This window comes from Maribacter dokdonensis DSW-8, assembly GCF_001447995.1.
GTDB classification, from domain to species: domain Bacteria; phylum Bacteroidota; class Bacteroidia; order Flavobacteriales; family Flavobacteriaceae; genus Maribacter; species Maribacter dokdonensis.
This window is the reverse complement of the sequence record NZ_LDPE01000001.1, coordinates 1,196,848-1,213,461: the sequence shown is the minus strand read 5'-3', so window position 1 is coordinate 1,213,461 and position 16,614 is coordinate 1,196,848. Positions and strand designations below refer to the sequence as shown.

Genomic DNA, 16,614 nt, shown 5'->3' with positions numbered 1-16,614 from the left:
TGTTGTTTGTGTTCTGAGTTTTTGCTTAACCTATAATAGCTCCCGTTCGTCTACAGTAAAGCTTCATCCACCTAAAATCCATCTTAAAAGCTTTGTATTTACTGGATATTTGTACCAGAAATAACCCAATAGATTTTAAAACTTAACCTTATGAAACTTGCTATTGTAACCGCATACCCCCCTAGTAAAGTAACCTTGACCGAGTATGGATATCACTTGGTAAAACACTTTAGATTACAAAAAGAGGTCACAGAAATTATTCTGATTACCGATAAGACCAAAGGTGAAAAAGATTTGAATTTTGAAGAAAAAGGATGTAAAGTCACAGTTAAAGAATGCTGGAATTTTAATGACTACACCAATGTATTTAAGGTTAATAAAGTCATTGCTTCTACCAAACCGGATGCTGTACTTTTTAACCTCCAATTTTTAAAGTTCGGAGATAAAAAAATACCGGCAGCGTTAGGCTTAATGTTACCGTTATTGTGTAAGATGAAAGGTATACCTACCATATCATTAATGCATAATATTATAGAGCAGGTAGATTTAAATAATGTAGGTATTATTTCAAATAAATTTTTTCAAAAAATTTATAGCGGTATAGGTAATCTATTAACAAAACTGGTGCTGACTTCAGATGTTGTTGCAGTAACTATGGGTAAATATCAAACTATTCTGGAAAACAAATATCAATCTAGAAACGTGGCCTTAATTCCTCACGGCTCTTTTGAAACACCAGAAGAACCTGATTTTAGTTTACCTGCCGGACCAAAGAAGATATTGGCTTTTGGAAAATTTGGTACATATAAAAAGTTGGAAATAATGATCGATGCCATAGAGTTGATCAGAAGGCGTACTAATCAAAATTTGGAGATTGTCATAGCTGGTACAGATAGCCCTAATACTCCTGGGTATTTAGAAAGCGTTAAAAAGAAGTATGCACATGTAGATCAATTATGCTTTACCGGTTATGTAGAAGAAGGCAATGTGCCTACAATATTTGAAGAAAGTGCAGTTGTGGTATTTCCATATACTTCTACCACAGGTAGCTCCGGTGTACTACATCAGGCAGGTAGTTATGGTAAAGCTGTTGTTTTACCTGAGCTTGGAGATTTAAGTACGTTGATTAAAGAAGAAGGGTATAAGGGTGAATTTTTTAATTCAAATAGTGTATCATCATTGGCAGATGCCATAGAAAATATATTGGTCCATGATTCTTATCGCGAGTATTTAGCCAAAGCTAATTACAGAGCGGCAAGCGCTATACCCATGTCAAAAGTGGCAAAAATGTATATAGAATACTTTAAGGTAATACAAGTGGCCAAGTCTAAAGGTTTCACCTTAGATGTTCCGTTGGTAGAAAAGAATATAGTGTTTTAAACTTTTTGGTTAGGTTAAGTGCAAAGAGGAGTAGTGTGGTTAGCTACTCCTTTTTATTAATAGGGACTACAATGGTTGAAATTAAATAATCAAGATCAATTAGATTCTTACTTAAATGACTATTAAGTAAGAAACGCTTACAACTTAAAACCAGTGATTTAGCTGGTGTATGATTTTTTTTAAATACTAAAACTTTCTTAAATACTTACAATTTTTTAAAAATACTGCGTTATATGTAGGTTAAATCTTACTTTTTAAATCATGAAAATACTAACCATAGATGATCAACAGTTGATACTCTTATCTGTTGAAAAAAGACTAACTGAACTTGGCTATGATGTGATGACTGCTGATTCTGGCCAGAAGGGAATTGAGTTGTATGACTCTTTTCAACCAGATTTGGTCCTTGTTGATATAAACATGCCAGATATTTCTGGTTTAGAAGTTGTGAAACATATTAAAGGGGGCGAAAGAAATGCTACGCCTGTTTTAGTAATGTCGGGCAACACGGAAGAAGCTATTATTATGGATGGCTTTACGCTGGGCATAGATGACTATATGAAAAAGCCAGTGAGCTTGTCAGAAATGTCTGCACGTATTAAAAGACTTATTGGAGCACCGGTTGTTGAACTAAAAACTGAAATTTCTACTGGCGGTAGAATGCTGCAAAAAAACTGTGTTGGTGTTGTTATTCCTTGTTATAATGAAGAAGAACGTCTTTCTGGCACCGAGTTTAAAGATTTTGCACATAGCAACCTTGGCTATCACCTTTGTTTTGTTAATGACGGTAGTACGGATAATACCTTAAAAGTTTTAGAGGAACTCAGAAAAGGGAACGAGAGTAATATCAGTATCTACGATTGTGAGAAAAATGGCGGTAAGGCAGAAGCGGTACGTTTGGGAATGCTTCATATGGCCAAAGATCCGCAATTAGACTATATAGGCTTTTTAGATGCCGACCTATCTACAGATTTTAGGGATTTTGATGATTTGGTGGAAACCCTGGATAAATCCAATTTCAAAATAGTTAGTGGTTCTAGAATGAGCAGAATGGGTGCAGATATTACCAAGGAATCTGCACGTAAGGTTATTAGTATGACCATCAACCTTATTATCAGAACTATTTTAAGAATGCCTTTTAACGATACCCAATGTGGGGCTAAAGTTATGGATCGCTCTGTAGTGCCATTACTTTTTAATAAACCGTTTATTACCAAATGGTTGTTTGATGTTGAAATGTTCATACGTATGCGTAAGCATTACGGTAAGGTAGAGGCTAAAAAACTTATTTGTGAGCAGCCATTAAAACGTTGGATCCATGCAGATGGTTCTAAACTTTCTATGAAAGATTCTGTAAAAATTGTTGGCCAATTGGCAAAAATAGCTATCGTTTACAGATAATACCTATATCACAAATCCCTCTTAAACCACCCTATCATTATGTCAACAATAAAGTTAGCATTTAAGCGAATTTCCCCTAAACAATTGTTTATGGTTAGTGCTTTGCTGGTAAATGGCGGTAATTATCTTTATAATTTGCTATTAGGTAGGTTATTAGGTCCAGAAGCTTTTGCCGATGCGGCTTTATTGGTGACATTACTCTTGGTTTTGTCTTTTGTAGGTATGACCTTCCAATTGGCTACCACCAAATTTGCAGTTTTATTTACCGATCAAACATGGGTTGCCTTTAAGAATACCATGTATAGATATGCACTTGTTTTTGGGGTGTTTACCGGTATTCTAGTACTAATTTTCTCAAAACATCTGCAAGCATTGTTCAATACGCAGAACCATTATATGTTCATGATTTTTGCCGTTGCCATACCCTTATACTTTGTTATGAGCGTAAACAGGGGTAGATTTCAAGGTGGTCATGATTTTGGAAAATTGGCGGGTACATATCAAACAGAAATGTGGAGCAGGTTATTACTAACGTTCGCCTTACTATTATTGGTACCCTTGGAATCTGGAATTTTAATTGCAGTTGGTATTTCCCTTTCTTTTGTATTTGGACTTTTTCCTTCAGATTTTAAAGGAGTTAAGGTTTTCTCAAAAGATAGATTACCTGCAGTGGATTTAAAACAAGTATGGATTTTTATTGGTTTGACCGCTGGTTATGAACTTACTCAAATCATTATTAACAATAGCGACATCTTATTGGTGAAGCATTATTTTGATGATAAACAAGCTGGTCTATATTCATCACTAGCCTTAATTGGTAGGGTAGTGTACTTTGTTGCCTGGATGTTTGTAATGCTGTTAATGCCTACGGTAATTCAAAAACAAAAAGATGGAGAACCAACGGCACCCGTACTTTTTAAATATGTATTTTTTATTGGAACATTATCTGCATTCATTGTGGCGGTATGTTATTTGCTGCCCAATTTGATCATCACTTTAATGTTTGGAGATGCCTATTTAAGTATTGCTCCGCTACTTTGGAAATATGCGTTGGCAACTTCGTTGTTTGCCGTCTCTAATATTTTTGCTTATTACTTTTTATCACTTAACCAATACTCGCCGGTAATATTATCGGGCTTATTGGGCTTTTCACAAGTAGCATTGATCATGCTTTACCATGGTAGACTTGAAACTGTGGTACATATGCAGATTATAGCAATGGTCATATTATTGGTTGCGCAACTATTATTTTTCATCATTAAGAACAAAACTGAAATAAAAATTATAACGAAATAAAAAACAAGGTTTTCATATACCTCATGTCACTTTATATAACCTAGTTTATTAAAATTAACCACAATGAAATTAGCAATTGTAACGGCATATCCGCCCAGTAAAGTAACCTTAACAGAGTATGGTTATTATTTAGTGAAACACTTTAGACTTCAAAAAGAAGTAACCGAGTTGATACTGATTACCGATCGTACCAATGAACCAAAAGACTTGAATTTTGAAGGTGATGGTTGTAAGATTACGGTTAAAGAATGTTGGAGTTTTAATAACTATAACAACATATTTCGCATTAGTAAGACCATATCACAAACAAAGCCAGATGCCGTTCTTTTTAATCTGCAATTTTTAAAGTTCGGGGATAAAAAAATACCTGCTGCACTAGGGTTAATGCTACCCTTCATTTGTAAATCTAAAGGAATTCCTACCATATCATTGTTACACAATATTCTTGAGCAAGTAGATTTGGAGAATGCAGGTTTTACTAAAAATAAATTATTACAAAGTATATACAACTTTATTGGCACTACGTTGACCAAATTTGTATTGGCTTCAGATATTCTTGCGGTAACCATAAGTAAATATGTAACAACCTTAGAGCAAAAATACAAGGTTAAGAATGTGGCCTTAATTCCACATGGTGCTTTTGAAACTCCGCCAGAGCCGGATTTTAAACTTCCTGAAGGACCAAAACAGGTTATGGCTTTTGGTAAGTTTGGAACATATAAAAAAGTAGAGATTCTTATAGAGGCGGTTGAAGAAATCCGAGCTAGAAGCAATGCCGATATTGAAATTGTAATTGCAGGAACGGATAGTCCTAATACACCAGGTTATCTTGATGAAATGAAACAAAAATATAGCCACGTGCCGCAGATCAGGTTTACTGGTTATGTAGCGGAAGAAGACGTGCCTAAAATATTTGGGGAAAGTGCGGTTACCGTTTTTCCTTACACATCTACTACAGGGAGTTCAGGTGTTTTACACCAGGCTGGTAGTTATGGTAATGCCGTTGCTTTACCAGATTTAGGAGATTTAAGTGTTTTGGTAAAAGAAGAAGGTTATGTAGGCGAGTTTTTTGATGCGCACGATACATCATCTTTAGCCAATGCAATTGAAAAGATCATTACCGATGATAGTTATAGAATTCAATTGGCAAAACAAAATTATAGAGCGGCATGCTCATTACCGATGTCCGATATTACACAAATGTATGTAGATTACTTTAAGGCGATACAGAAGTCTAAGGAAACCGGATTTAATATTGATATTTCGACTATGGAGAAGAAATTGGTTCATTAGAATCGATATGGTTAGTGTTATAAGGGCTGACTAGTCACCAGCCCTTTTTTTATGTTTTCATTTACCTGAAAATGATCGTGTAGAATGAAATAGATAATTACTCCTTTTTAATCTGTTCCACCAATTCAAAATACGAAGGTTTTTTATTGCCCAATGTATCTAAACAGCCAAAATAGTGCTGTTTTTTTGTTTTCCAGGGTAAGCTTCCTGCCACGGCACTTGGTACTTTTTCAAAATCATATAATGTCCAAAACATATATGGGACTTCGTTTTCTTTCAATACCTGTTGCATTTGACTATAGTATTCTTTTTGTCCTTCTTGGTCTGCACCTCTATAAAAATTCCACGCACCTTTGTATGATGATATCCCATACTCTTGAAGTAATTTAGGTTTGTTGGGCACAGCTGAATTCAAGGTGTCATAAGCTGTTTTGAAATCTTCGATATCCTTATAATAATGAAAGGATACAAAATCTACTTTGTCGGCAAGTTCTATACCGGCTTCTGGGGTAGACCAACCTATAGTGACCGGATGTTTTTTGTCCCATTTTTTGATATTTGCGATCATTTGCTCTAACCAGTTTAGAACCCGTAAACGTCCGCGGGATTCAAAATCCAGGTCTGGTTCGTTTTTAATATCCCAACCTAATACTGCAGGGTGGTCTTTAACGGCATTGACTATTTGCTGGGCGTGCCTGTGTGTTAAAGTCCAGTTAGAAACATCATAATCCCCATAGAAATCGAATAAAGTGATTAGAACGTCTAAATTGTAGGCTTCGGCGCTGTCTAAAAGTGTCTTTAACAGCTGCAGTTTTTTATGATCAACTTTATTTTTGCCAAAGTCTTCATACTGTATGAATATACGAATGGTGTTGAGCCCCATATTTTGTATGATCTTAAAATCTTGCTCTATAATTGTATCATTGAACTTCTTGCCAAACGTATCCCAGGGCGAATCTTTAGGGTAGTAGTTGATTCCTTTGATCTGGTGGATTTTCTTTAATTGGTCATCAATGTTTCTTGGCTCAGTAGGCATTGTATCAACCGGTGAGGGAATTTCCTTTAAATGTCTTATGCGCCAAAAGCCATCCTCCAAAAGCATCATTACTTGATAGCTGGTGGTATCTCTTTCGGTCAACAATAAAGTTTCTCCTTCATAGATTTCTTGGTATTCTTCAACGTTATAATCTTTAAAAACGACCATGGTACCATCTGCCGTATAAAAGTCTAAAGCAGAGTTGTGGTTTAGTGTAGTGCGCTTGTACCAATGATTGTTTTTTTTGTTGAGGTCTATATTATCATAAAGCCTTACCCTTGCGCTATCGGTATAAAAATCCTCTATTCCGTATCGGTCATTTTTCTTATAGGCTATGTTTCTCACGTGCCATGCGTTCATATAGTCATTGGTGATTTCTGCCAGAGCTTGTTTTTCCATAGGTCTACCGGGATTGTCTAAACTGACCCAATCAAGATTTGGTTTGTAGACATCCTCCATGGGAACTTCTAAATGTAACATGGAAGTCTTATCTGCACCCGTATTCATAAATGCCCATGCAGCGCCAATACCATAAAGAACTAGTCCGTTGATAGCTAAAAAAGTAATTATGAGTACTGTTCTGTACAATGTTTTATTCAACTGTATCGCCATCTATATTTTTTATAAATTCTTTGGTTATACCTGCAGCGTTAATTTTAAGTTTGTATTTACCTTCCGCTAAAAAATATTCACCAAGAAAAATGTTACATACACCATTTTTGGTAGTGGTTTTTTTAGAGGAAATAAAAACATCATCCATATCATAGATGTCTAATTGCACTAGCAAACCATCTGGTATTAACTGCTTCATAAAACTTTCAAATGGTCCAATATCTATATTTCTATTTCCTTTTGAAAAGTGAACAGGATAGTCTTTAATGGCAGCGTTAAAGGTAAAGCTGGTGGTGTTACTTTCTGCTGCTCCGGTTACAAATGCTTGTATTTCCCACTCGGCTGCTTTATCCGGGTGTAATGTTTTTGCTTCTGCAATTCCGTTTATGGTTGTGCCTATAGTATACAGGTAGGCATCTTGATCAGTTTTTATTACAAAGGTTACCAATGTACCATTGGTTACTATGTTGCCATATTCATCTTTAATAATGTCCGATGTAAAAGTGATGATCTGGTTTCCATCTGCATAATTATGTGCGCTAGTACTGCTAATGGAAAAATTAGTAGCATTATTTGGGTAAACTATTGTGGCAAGTTCTTTAGAGGTTGTACCGTTACACTCGGCCGTAACTAATATTCTGCCTGATTTTAAGGTTGACCTAACATTATAAAATGCGAAAAAACTCTCAGTTTCAATTTCAACTGCATCGATATTATCCTGGAACTGGTATTTTACGGTGACCTTAGTGCCATCGTCTAATGGGTTGTCAAAAGCGTCTGTGGGGGCAACGGTCAACATAGAGTAATCATTGTAGCCAGCTGTAACGCTGCGAGGACCAAAATACGATTCTATATAAGTGGCTTTTGGGGCGTTCGTGGCAATATCAAATTTTCCCTTTTTTATCATATGTCCGTCCATTAGAAGTTCCCATCTACACGGACCGGCAACTCTGGAATAGTTTTTAGGAATATGAAACACCATGTTTTCTTTTTCGGATAACTCGGGGGACAAAAGCACACTGCCAAAGGCATTTTTAATGTGTAGTTTAAAATTATCAATGTCTATTTCTGCTTTGAACACTAATGAAATAGCATCACCCGCAACGCTATGAGTAACATTAGAAACTATTTCAACGGTAGGTTGCGAGAATGCAGTAAGGTGTTCTTCTTTTTTACCTGAACAACCAAGTAATATAAGTGCTAATATGTATAAGGCTGTACTGCGCATACTATTTTGGATTACCTATATAACTGTTAATCTCAAATTTCACATAATCGTAACCTTTGCCTTTAAAAGGTTGGCTCTGCTGTTTGCCATGAATCAATTTTCTGTCCGGAAAAATTTTATCTGCAATAGCTTTATTGGGCAACCCATTGACAAAACAATTTTCTAAACTGCTACTTATAACTTCTAAACTATCTAATGCCAAGGGTTTGTAATTAAAGAATTGTTTACGTTGAATACGTACCCCTTCTGTTATAAATTTATGATCTACCCAAAGTAACTCGTTATTTTCATCATAATAAGAAATGATCAATTGTGGTATAGTAACTTCTTGTACACCGGAGTTGAACAAAACACCCTCAAAACCTTGATCCGTATATTTTAAATCTTGTAATGCAACGTGTTTATATAAATCGGTATTTGCGGTATTACCGGCAGACTGTAAATTAAACTTGGTAGGTTGTTCTTCAAAACTGACCGGCGTAAATTGGTCTGGATCAAAAGTAGGGGGTAAGGTGTCTTTTGTAGATGACCATGCTATACCCTCAAAGTTAATTTTAAAGGTAGTAGTTTCTTTGGGCATTAGCTTATGCTTAATTTGATGTTTGGCGTTATAATTAGCCAGTTCTTTATCATTATCATTGTACAATGTTGCTTTTATTACTACATCTGCAGGTGTATTATCTACATTTTGTAGCTCTCCAATTACACTGTATTGCCCCTTGTATTTTACCAATTTGGCAGATAAAATTTCTAATACGGGTTGTTTTAGAACATCTTCATGGTAGGTTTCTTGTGTGGTGATCTTTCGTCTACCATGATTGTAATAAGTTGTGCCGTTAGCTGTAAATAATTGGTCTGGAGGTATATCATTATCTACCTTTTTAGCTTTAATGTACCATTTGTTTTTACGCTTTATGAGTTCATGATAATCATTATTAAAGACATTTTCCAAAGGGGTAATCCATCTTGTAGCTACTTTGGCCTTTGCACTATTTTCAGTCTCATCGTAAATTTCAATACCTAAGGAATCCAGTTTTGCATAAGAACTTAGTATACCATCGGTAACCGAAACTTCTAGCATATACTGAGCTATATCAATATGGTCTTCTGGGTCAATATAAGAGTGTGCCGTAGAGAATTCTTTAAAGTCCAATGCATCATAATAGGATTCTACTACGTTAGTAGGTGACAACTGAGCAACATTTTTCACGTAGAATATATACATACCATATCCTAAGCAGATAAGTATCAGCAATGCCCACCAATGAGAAAAGGTTAATAATTTAGGAGGAAATCTGTTGTACGGCAATTCTAATTTCATGAAAGAATGTACCGGTGTCTTTCGGGATTTTAACAGTCTAACCCATATCATTTGGATGTTTACAAATATGGCAATGAGCACGGTGGTCAACGGTATTACGCCCCACATGATCTTCATAATTGTAGGTACATCTTGTTTGGGCATAATTTGGGGTATGGGTGCAACATTAAGTTTTTCCCAAACCATGATTCCATTTTCTAATTGTTGCAAGCGCTGCCAACCGCAATAATAGAGAATAGGGTCATAGAACTTATCATTGGAGAAAATATACTTTAAGTTGTATTTCTCGGGTACGGTCAAAAACTGTTGTAAAGAACCTATACCTTCTACACCTCTAAATTTAGAGTTCTCAATTCTTTCAATGGCCCTTGTAGTCAATTCGGGCAATCGCCTTGCGGAATGGTAGTTGCCATCTACCGTCATGGCTCGGCTCTGGGCAGATAACCATGCCATTTGATCACCAAAGCCCAGTGGTAGATATCGCCATGAGTCATGCGAATCTGCACCCAAAAAGTTGACAATGGGCAACATTTTAATTTTAGCGGGTTGCGATGGTCTAAAATACCCCAAGGTCATGGTAAAGAGCACCATGAATAGCATTCCGCCTGCAATGAGACCGCCTAAGACCCTATGGTATACACCGCCAAATTTAGATTGTATAAGTACCTTAAGGTCTCCTTCTACCATACGGTATGCAAATTCTGCAAATATGGGCAATGCCATAATGGTAGCCCATAAAGTAAATCTATCTAGGGTAAGAATATTAAATGCAGTTTCACCTAACATCATTAACGGAATAGGCGTAGTACCGCCGGTTCCCAAAATGGTCAAAAGGGCAAATGACAAACCGAAGAACACATATCTTTTACTAAAATATCTGTAAAAGAAATAAGGGAGTATAAATAGAAATACACCCCAAGGAATAATAAAAAATACTAGTCCAGATGAGGTTACTTCCAGAAAGTTATCCCTAGATCCATGTGGTATGGCAACTTGGGTAATGGGGTTTCTTTTAGAGTTGTACCAATAGGGGAAAATACAGAAAACCAGTAAAAAAATTGCGGTACCGCCAAACTTGGCTATACGCCAAAAATGCTGTAAAGTGGTTCCCCAAAAGACTTTAAAGGTAAGCGCTTTATAAGAGTTTACTTTTTCCCTTGCAGCATCCATAACAGCCATACCCATTAATGGAGCTATAAAGAATACCATGCCGAACAAAGGGGTAACATGATGTGAGGTCACCGTAACCGCAAGCATGGTGGCCGAGGTTATAAAATATCTTGTTTTACCCGTTTTTATCCAAAGGTAAATTTCGGTCATTGCATGTAATAATATCGACAATGCAGAAACGCTTGGCAGTTGTCCAAAAATGTGCAAGGTTTCTACAAATGTTGATGAAAATACGGCCATTACGGCACCGTAGCCGGCAATTCTTCTGCTCCCTGTCATAAGAAGGGTATACCTATAGGCACCGGTAATAAAGAGCACAATGGCTATGAGTGCCACAGCATACATACCAAATTTGAGTCCGCCAATGTATGAGAGAATTCCAATTAATTGATGTACTAACGGTGGGTAAGATTGTACTGTAAAACCGGTATACCATCTATACTCCCAAGGATCAAACCAGCTATTGGCATAATGGTCAGCAAAAAATAGGTGGATCAATGCATCGTAGGTAGACTCTAGAGTAAAAAAAATGGCAGAACCATGAAAAGCTAGCCCTACGATTAAAGCCAATATTAAGAGGGTGTTGGTTTTTTTCTCCAAAGTTTATATAAGCATCAAAGTCAATTAAAAGTACTAAATATAGCAGATGAAGATTACATTGGAAAGCGATAATTCAAAATATTAGTAATATAATACTTACATGATTGTATAATGAGCTTAATCGTTGTGATGATATTTAATATGATCACCAATGTCCAAATGTGTATTTCTTAAAGGTGTTTTTGAAAGAAACTTCTTTTCATAGTCTATCTTTGTACTTGATTTAATAGGTGTTGAGCAAGATTCAAGTTTTTATTTTAGATACATTTAAAAAGCTATTCCAATTTTTGGGTAGCACTCATTTTACCAAGTCGGTATTGACTGTAATTGCCGTAATTACACCACTGGGTATAGGTATTTCTACGGGGTATTCAGAAATAGGTGTGGCTATTTGTTTTGGTGCTTTTTGGTGTAACCCAAGTGATGTTCATGGCAGTTTAAAACACAAGGTATATGGCATTTTATTTTCTGCCGCTTTGGTTATGGTCGTTAGTTTTATAGGGGGTTACTTGCATTATTCTCCATGGTTGTCAGTAGTAATCTTAGGTGTGGTCAGCTTTGCAATTTCCATGATTTCCGCCTACGGATTTAGGGCTTCTCTTATTAGTTTTTCCGGTCTATTGGCATTGGTCATCAGTTTTGCGCATACTCCAGACCAGTTAAAAATTTATGAATTCTCTTTATTGGTTGGTCTTGGAGGTATGTGGTATCTGGCCCTGTCCCTTTTATGGTATAAGATAAACCCAAAAGGGCAGACCGAGGAAGTTTTATATGAAACTATTGGGAATACCGGTAAGCTATTAAAAAAGAGAGGTAAATTAATAGGTAAAAAAGCCAATAGGAAAAAACTCAAAAAAAGTCTTTTTTTACTACAGAGCGAATTAACCGAACAGCACAACACTTTACGTGAAATACTTATTCTTTCACGTAAGAATTCTGGTATATCGGTATATAATGGAAAGCGGGTTTTGGTTTTGGCTCAATTGATAGAAATGTTGGAAAATGCTGGTGCAAACCCTGTTAATTATTTAAAAATGGATGAGCAATTTCAAGGTTATCCTGAGTTTGCAAAACTGTTTCAACATATTATTTCAGAAATGGCAGAACAGTTACAGATGATTGCTGTTATTGGAAATAAGCCAACAAAAATACCCAAGCACAATAAACTGAAAATTCTGTTTAATGACTTGGATAGCAAGATTCAAGAATTAGGGGGCATAAAAGATGCACAGGCCTATGAAGCTTTTATCATGTTTCAGAATTTTCTGGAGTACCAAGAAAAACAGTTCGATAAAATTAAAAGAATCAAGTGGTTGTTAAGTGATCATGATGTTGCGTCTGAAGAGTTTATAGATAAAGAAATTTTAAAACACTTTTTAATTTCCCAAGATTATAGTCCGCGTATTTTGTTGCGTAACCTAAGTTTTAGATCTACCATTTTTAGGCATTCGTTGCGTATGGCAATTACCTTAATGATCGGTTTTGTTTTGGGTAACCTATTTTCTTTTCAAAATGCGTATTGGATTTTATTGACCATTATTTTAATAATGAGACCTAATTACGGTTTAACCAAAGCACGCTCCAAAGATAGAACTGTAGGAACTATCATTGGCGGACTCATAGCCACTGTCATTGTTTTTTTGGTACAAGATGTTTATGCATATGCGATTTTGGCGCTCATCTCTTTTGTAATAGCGTTATCTATGCTTCAAAAGAATTATAAGGCATCGGCAATATACGTAACGCTCAGCATTGTTTTTATTTACGGTATTCTTCAACCAGATGTAATGACCGTAATACAATACCGTATTTTAGATACCCTTTTGGGGGCTGTGCTCTCGTACCTAGGTTTTTTGTTTTTATGGCCTAGTTGGAGTTTTCAAGAGATACGTAAAGATGTTGTCAAAAGTGTGGAGGCGAATAGAACATATCTGTCTGAGATTGCAAATTTTTATATTCATAAAGGCAATGTACCTACAAGTTATAGATTGGCACGAAAAAATGCATTTTTAGAGACTTCCAATCTTAGTTCTGCTTTTCAAAGAATGACGCAAGAACCGCATTCCAAGCAGAAGAACTTAAATGAAATTTATCAATTGGTAGAGCTAAACCATAATTTCTTATCCTCTTTGGCATCATGGAGTATTTATATACAGCACCATACAACTACAGAGGCTTCTGAACGTTTAAACAATATTATTACTAAGATCGATGAGAACTTAGAATCGGTATTGAAAATGTTATCTATTGATGCTGCGGATAAACAAGTTATAAATTTAGATGAGGTAATATCGTTTGAGAAACAACTGCCCAAATTTCAATCTGAAGAGGTGAATTTAAGTGCAGACGATTCACATAAATACAAAAGAAACCATCAAGAAGAACAACTGATTTGGGAACAGTTACGATGGTTGTATTCTTTAAGTGTCAATATGATGAAATTGACCTCTAGTTTATAAACAGTGTATTTAGGAAATAGGTTTTTATATTAATCATCAAAGTCCATAAATTCCTGTAGTTTTTCAAAGAATTGCCCAACATGTAGACCATCTGCCAAACCATGATGAACATGAACCGATACGGGCATTTTTTGAATGCCATCTACAGTAGTCATTTTACCAAAACTAATTTTTGGGCAGCTGTCCGGAAAATCAAAATGCCTAGCATGGGAAAGTGATGTGAAATCTATCCAAGGTAATGATGAAAAATGAATTACATTTTCACCTGATAAAGCTGGCATTAAACTTTTGGAGTTTTTTACTTCTTCAATTCTAGGTGCTGCCAGCTCGCAAAAAGTATTAAAATCTTCATGATAATCAAGGTAGGAAAATCCAAAAGTTCCATTTGATCTGTTAATAGTGGGCGATGCATTTATTACATCGTATTCATAAACCTTATAACCCTCAATACGGTATTTAAATGCTGTAATATTATTTGCGGCTTTTAATGATTTATGCAAATAGTACATGAAAAAGGAGTATCCGTTTTCTTTTGAATTTTTGTAGGCAGTTGAACAATCTATTTTAGCGGTAATGCCATAGAACGGTTCACTGAATTTTGAAAAAAAATTAAAGTGTTCTTTTCTAGACCATTCATGGATATTAAGTTCTTTTCGCATAGTATAGTTTTTGCTCAATGAGATATTGAACTGCAAGATATTGGTTATTTTAAGTAATAAAATGTTTATTCTACGGTATGTCTAACAAGAACTTCATTATCTAAAATGACATTGGTAGTCCAAATAAATTGGGCATCCTTATTAGGGTCGTCAAATAGCGTGGTGAAATTAGTATACGAAGGTTTATTGTCCACACCAATGGTCTCATTTGTGTATGTTGATGCATCTTGCCAATCAGAGTCATCGAAATTGGTATGCATCCATCCTTCTGGTATTTGCCAATGTAAGGCGTAAAATTTGCTGCCGTCATTTCCGCCATTGGTATCACAGTTTTTAGAATATCTATATCCGCCATCTTCAGAAGTACAATTTAAATCTATGATAGGAGCCGTATAAAATGTTTGTGCTTTCCAGTCTTTGTTCGTAATGGCAATTGTTTCTTCTTTTTTATTTTTAATGACAGCCACCATACCGCCATCACCTGCATGAAAGGATTTTCCCCTATTTTCTTCACAACCAATACCAAGGTGCTCTTCCCAATCTACCAATTTCATGGCAATGGTAAATGGTCTAAGTACTTTAAATTTAATAACGCTTGAATTGAATTGCGTGAACGGAACTTTATCCTTGCCTACGGGTTTACCATTGACATACATTTCAAAATAATTGTCTGCAAAGATATATGCGGTAAAAACCTCCCCATCATTATCTATTTCAACAATATCCAAATCATTGTAATAAGTCATAGCTTCTTGAACAGTATTATAATTTTTTCCTTCGCACGCGTTGTATAGATCTACGGCAAACGGAAAATTTTCATTAGTGTAGTTGGTTTCTGCTGGCACGGTCCATTTTTTTCCATCTATAGAAGTAATTTCACCAACATCTGTTTTTCTACCACGATCACATTCGTAAATATCTTCTAGCAGGTTAGTGGCAATACCTTGGGTAATGCTTGCTGTGCCCGTATATGCTTTCGCCGTTAAAACGGTTGTGCTTTCATCGGTTTTGTTTTTTGGTTTATTTTCTCCACAACTATAAACTAAAAATAAAACTAGAAAAGGTAAGATAGTTTTAAAAGGATTGATATTCATTTTTAATGTGTTGGTTATTTTAACTTGTTTAAAGTTATCGGTATTTTTAGAATAATAGAATGATACTTAAGATTACTATAGCATTTTTCTAGCAGAAAATTCATTGTTTTTTAACGCAGAATTTAATTTTCGAATTCTTCTGTAGTTTTATAATCAATGCTTTTAGTCTTTAAGTATTCCCATATTTCAATGGTGTTACCTGCGTTTTTTAGCGCTATAAAATCATCTTGGGAAAGGCAATAGGTAAGAAAGCCGTCAATATAGCTTACGGGAATCTTAAAATTTTCACTCATGGTCTGTTTTGAGAATTTATCAATGATTTCCTTTTCCAGTTGCTTTTTTTCATCACGTTCCACCATTTTTTCCAATGACTTTGTTCTGCCAGAAACCCTGTTCGCAATCTTATGGGTGTTTATGACAACGGTTAATGCTGCATATCCAAGAATTTCAAAGACTTTGCCGTATTCGTCCGTTGTTGCTAGTTTTACATATTTTCCTCTATCGGCCTCTTGCAATAACCTTTCACTTTGGGTCATTTTGGTGAAATCTGCATTTTGTAATCCTAAAGTGTATGATGTAGTTGTAGGCTTTATGTCAAGTCTATCTATATCACGATCCAATTCGCCCGTTAAATTATAGGGTGTAACCGTAACTTCTTTAAGGTCTATTATATTTTCAATTAGGTGAATAGTTACAAAACTGCTATTTAGGTAAGATTCATTGATGATAATTTCTTTGGGAAGATATTGTACGGCAGAAATACGCAGTGAATCTTTTAATCTAACTTCAATGCTGAAAAGGCCAAAAGAGTCGGTAATGGTTGATTGTTGGGTGTTTAAATTAACGATAAGTACATTAGATACATCGTTTTTGGCATTGGACACCGTTCCTTTTAAAATTACAGTATTATCCTGTCCATATCCGGAGAAAGAAATTAGGGAAATAGCAATTAAAATGAATATATATTTAGGCAATGGTCTGGTTTGCTATAAATATAAAACGACGTTAATTATTAAATGAAAATATTAAGTTAAATGTAACTTGTTATTATTTAGTGTCTTAGTT

General features: G+C 35.4%; 11 protein-coding genes. 5 read left to right on the top strand and 6 right to left on the bottom strand.

Annotated features, from left to right (window positions below; all coding sequences use genetic code 11):
* Positions 1-150: 150 nt before the first annotated feature.
* The 4 genes from I600_RS05285 (at position 151) to I600_RS05270 (ending at position 5,370) form a co-directional block, all read left to right on the top strand.
* The gene (locus tag I600_RS05285; RefSeq protein ID WP_058103431.1) at positions 151-1,380 is read left to right on the top strand and encodes a glycosyltransferase; all 1,230 of its coding nucleotides are present in this window, start codon (positions 151-153) and stop codon (positions 1,378-1,380) included.
* Positions 1,381-1,641: 261 nt separating this feature from the next.
* Positions 1,642-2,781, top strand: a complete 1,140-nt coding sequence (locus I600_RS05280; protein ID WP_058103430.1) for a response regulator — start codon at positions 1,642-1,644, stop codon at positions 2,779-2,781.
* 39 nt (positions 2,782-2,820) lie between these two features.
* The gene (locus I600_RS05275) at positions 2,821-4,077 is read left to right on the top strand and encodes an oligosaccharide flippase family protein (RefSeq protein WP_058103429.1); all 1,257 of its coding nucleotides are present in this window, start codon (positions 2,821-2,823) and stop codon (positions 4,075-4,077) included.
* Between the two features lie 63 nt (positions 4,078-4,140).
* Positions 4,141-5,370 carry a glycosyltransferase gene (locus I600_RS05270; RefSeq protein WP_058103428.1) on the top strand — a complete coding sequence of 410 codons (1,230 nt, stop codon included), beginning with the start codon at positions 4,141-4,143 and terminating at the stop codon, positions 5,368-5,370.
* A 97-nt stretch (positions 5,371-5,467) separates the two neighbouring features.
* Here I600_RS05270 and I600_RS05265 read toward each other — a convergent pair whose 3' ends face one another.
* Genes I600_RS05265 through I600_RS05255 form a run of 3 tightly spaced genes read right to left on the bottom strand, consistent with a single transcriptional unit; the run spans position 5,468 to position 11,337 of the window.
* Complete coding sequence (locus I600_RS05265; protein ID WP_058103427.1) at positions 5,468-7,018, bottom strand: glycoside hydrolase family 2 TIM barrel-domain containing protein; 1,551 nt, start codon at positions 7,016-7,018, stop codon at positions 5,468-5,470.
* Complete coding sequence (locus tag I600_RS05260) at positions 6,999-8,246, bottom strand: hypothetical protein (protein ID WP_058103426.1); 1,248 nt, start codon at positions 8,244-8,246, stop codon at positions 6,999-7,001. The genes I600_RS05265 and I600_RS05260 overlap by 20 nt, the downstream gene beginning before the upstream one ends.
* 1 nt (position 8,247) lies before the next feature.
* Positions 8,248-11,337, bottom strand: coding sequence for a hypothetical protein (locus I600_RS05255; protein WP_058103425.1), 3,090 nt, complete (start codon positions 11,335-11,337; stop codon positions 8,248-8,250).
* A gap of 230 nt (positions 11,338-11,567) precedes the next feature.
* Here I600_RS05255 and I600_RS05250 point away from each other — a divergent pair, with 230 nt between their 5' ends.
* Positions 11,568-13,796: an FUSC family protein gene (locus I600_RS05250; protein WP_394364952.1), complete on the top strand. Its 2,229-nt coding sequence runs from the start codon at positions 11,568-11,570 to the stop codon at positions 13,794-13,796.
* A 29-nt stretch (positions 13,797-13,825) separates the two neighbouring features.
* Here I600_RS05250 and I600_RS05245 read toward each other — a convergent pair whose 3' ends face one another.
* The 3 genes from I600_RS05245 to I600_RS05235 form a co-directional block, all read right to left on the bottom strand.
* Entirely contained in the window at positions 13,826-14,455 is a 630-nt protein-coding gene (locus I600_RS05245) for a chloramphenicol acetyltransferase (RefSeq protein WP_058103424.1), read from the bottom strand.
* 65 nt (positions 14,456-14,520) lie between these two features.
* Complete coding sequence (locus I600_RS05240) at positions 14,521-15,549, bottom strand: hypothetical protein (RefSeq protein WP_058103423.1); 1,029 nt, start codon at positions 15,547-15,549, stop codon at positions 14,521-14,523.
* 122 nt (positions 15,550-15,671) lie between these two features.
* Entirely contained in the window at positions 15,672-16,523 is an 852-nt protein-coding gene (locus I600_RS05235) for a hypothetical protein (protein ID WP_058103422.1), read from the bottom strand.
* Between the last annotated feature and the right edge of the window lie 91 nt (positions 16,524-16,614).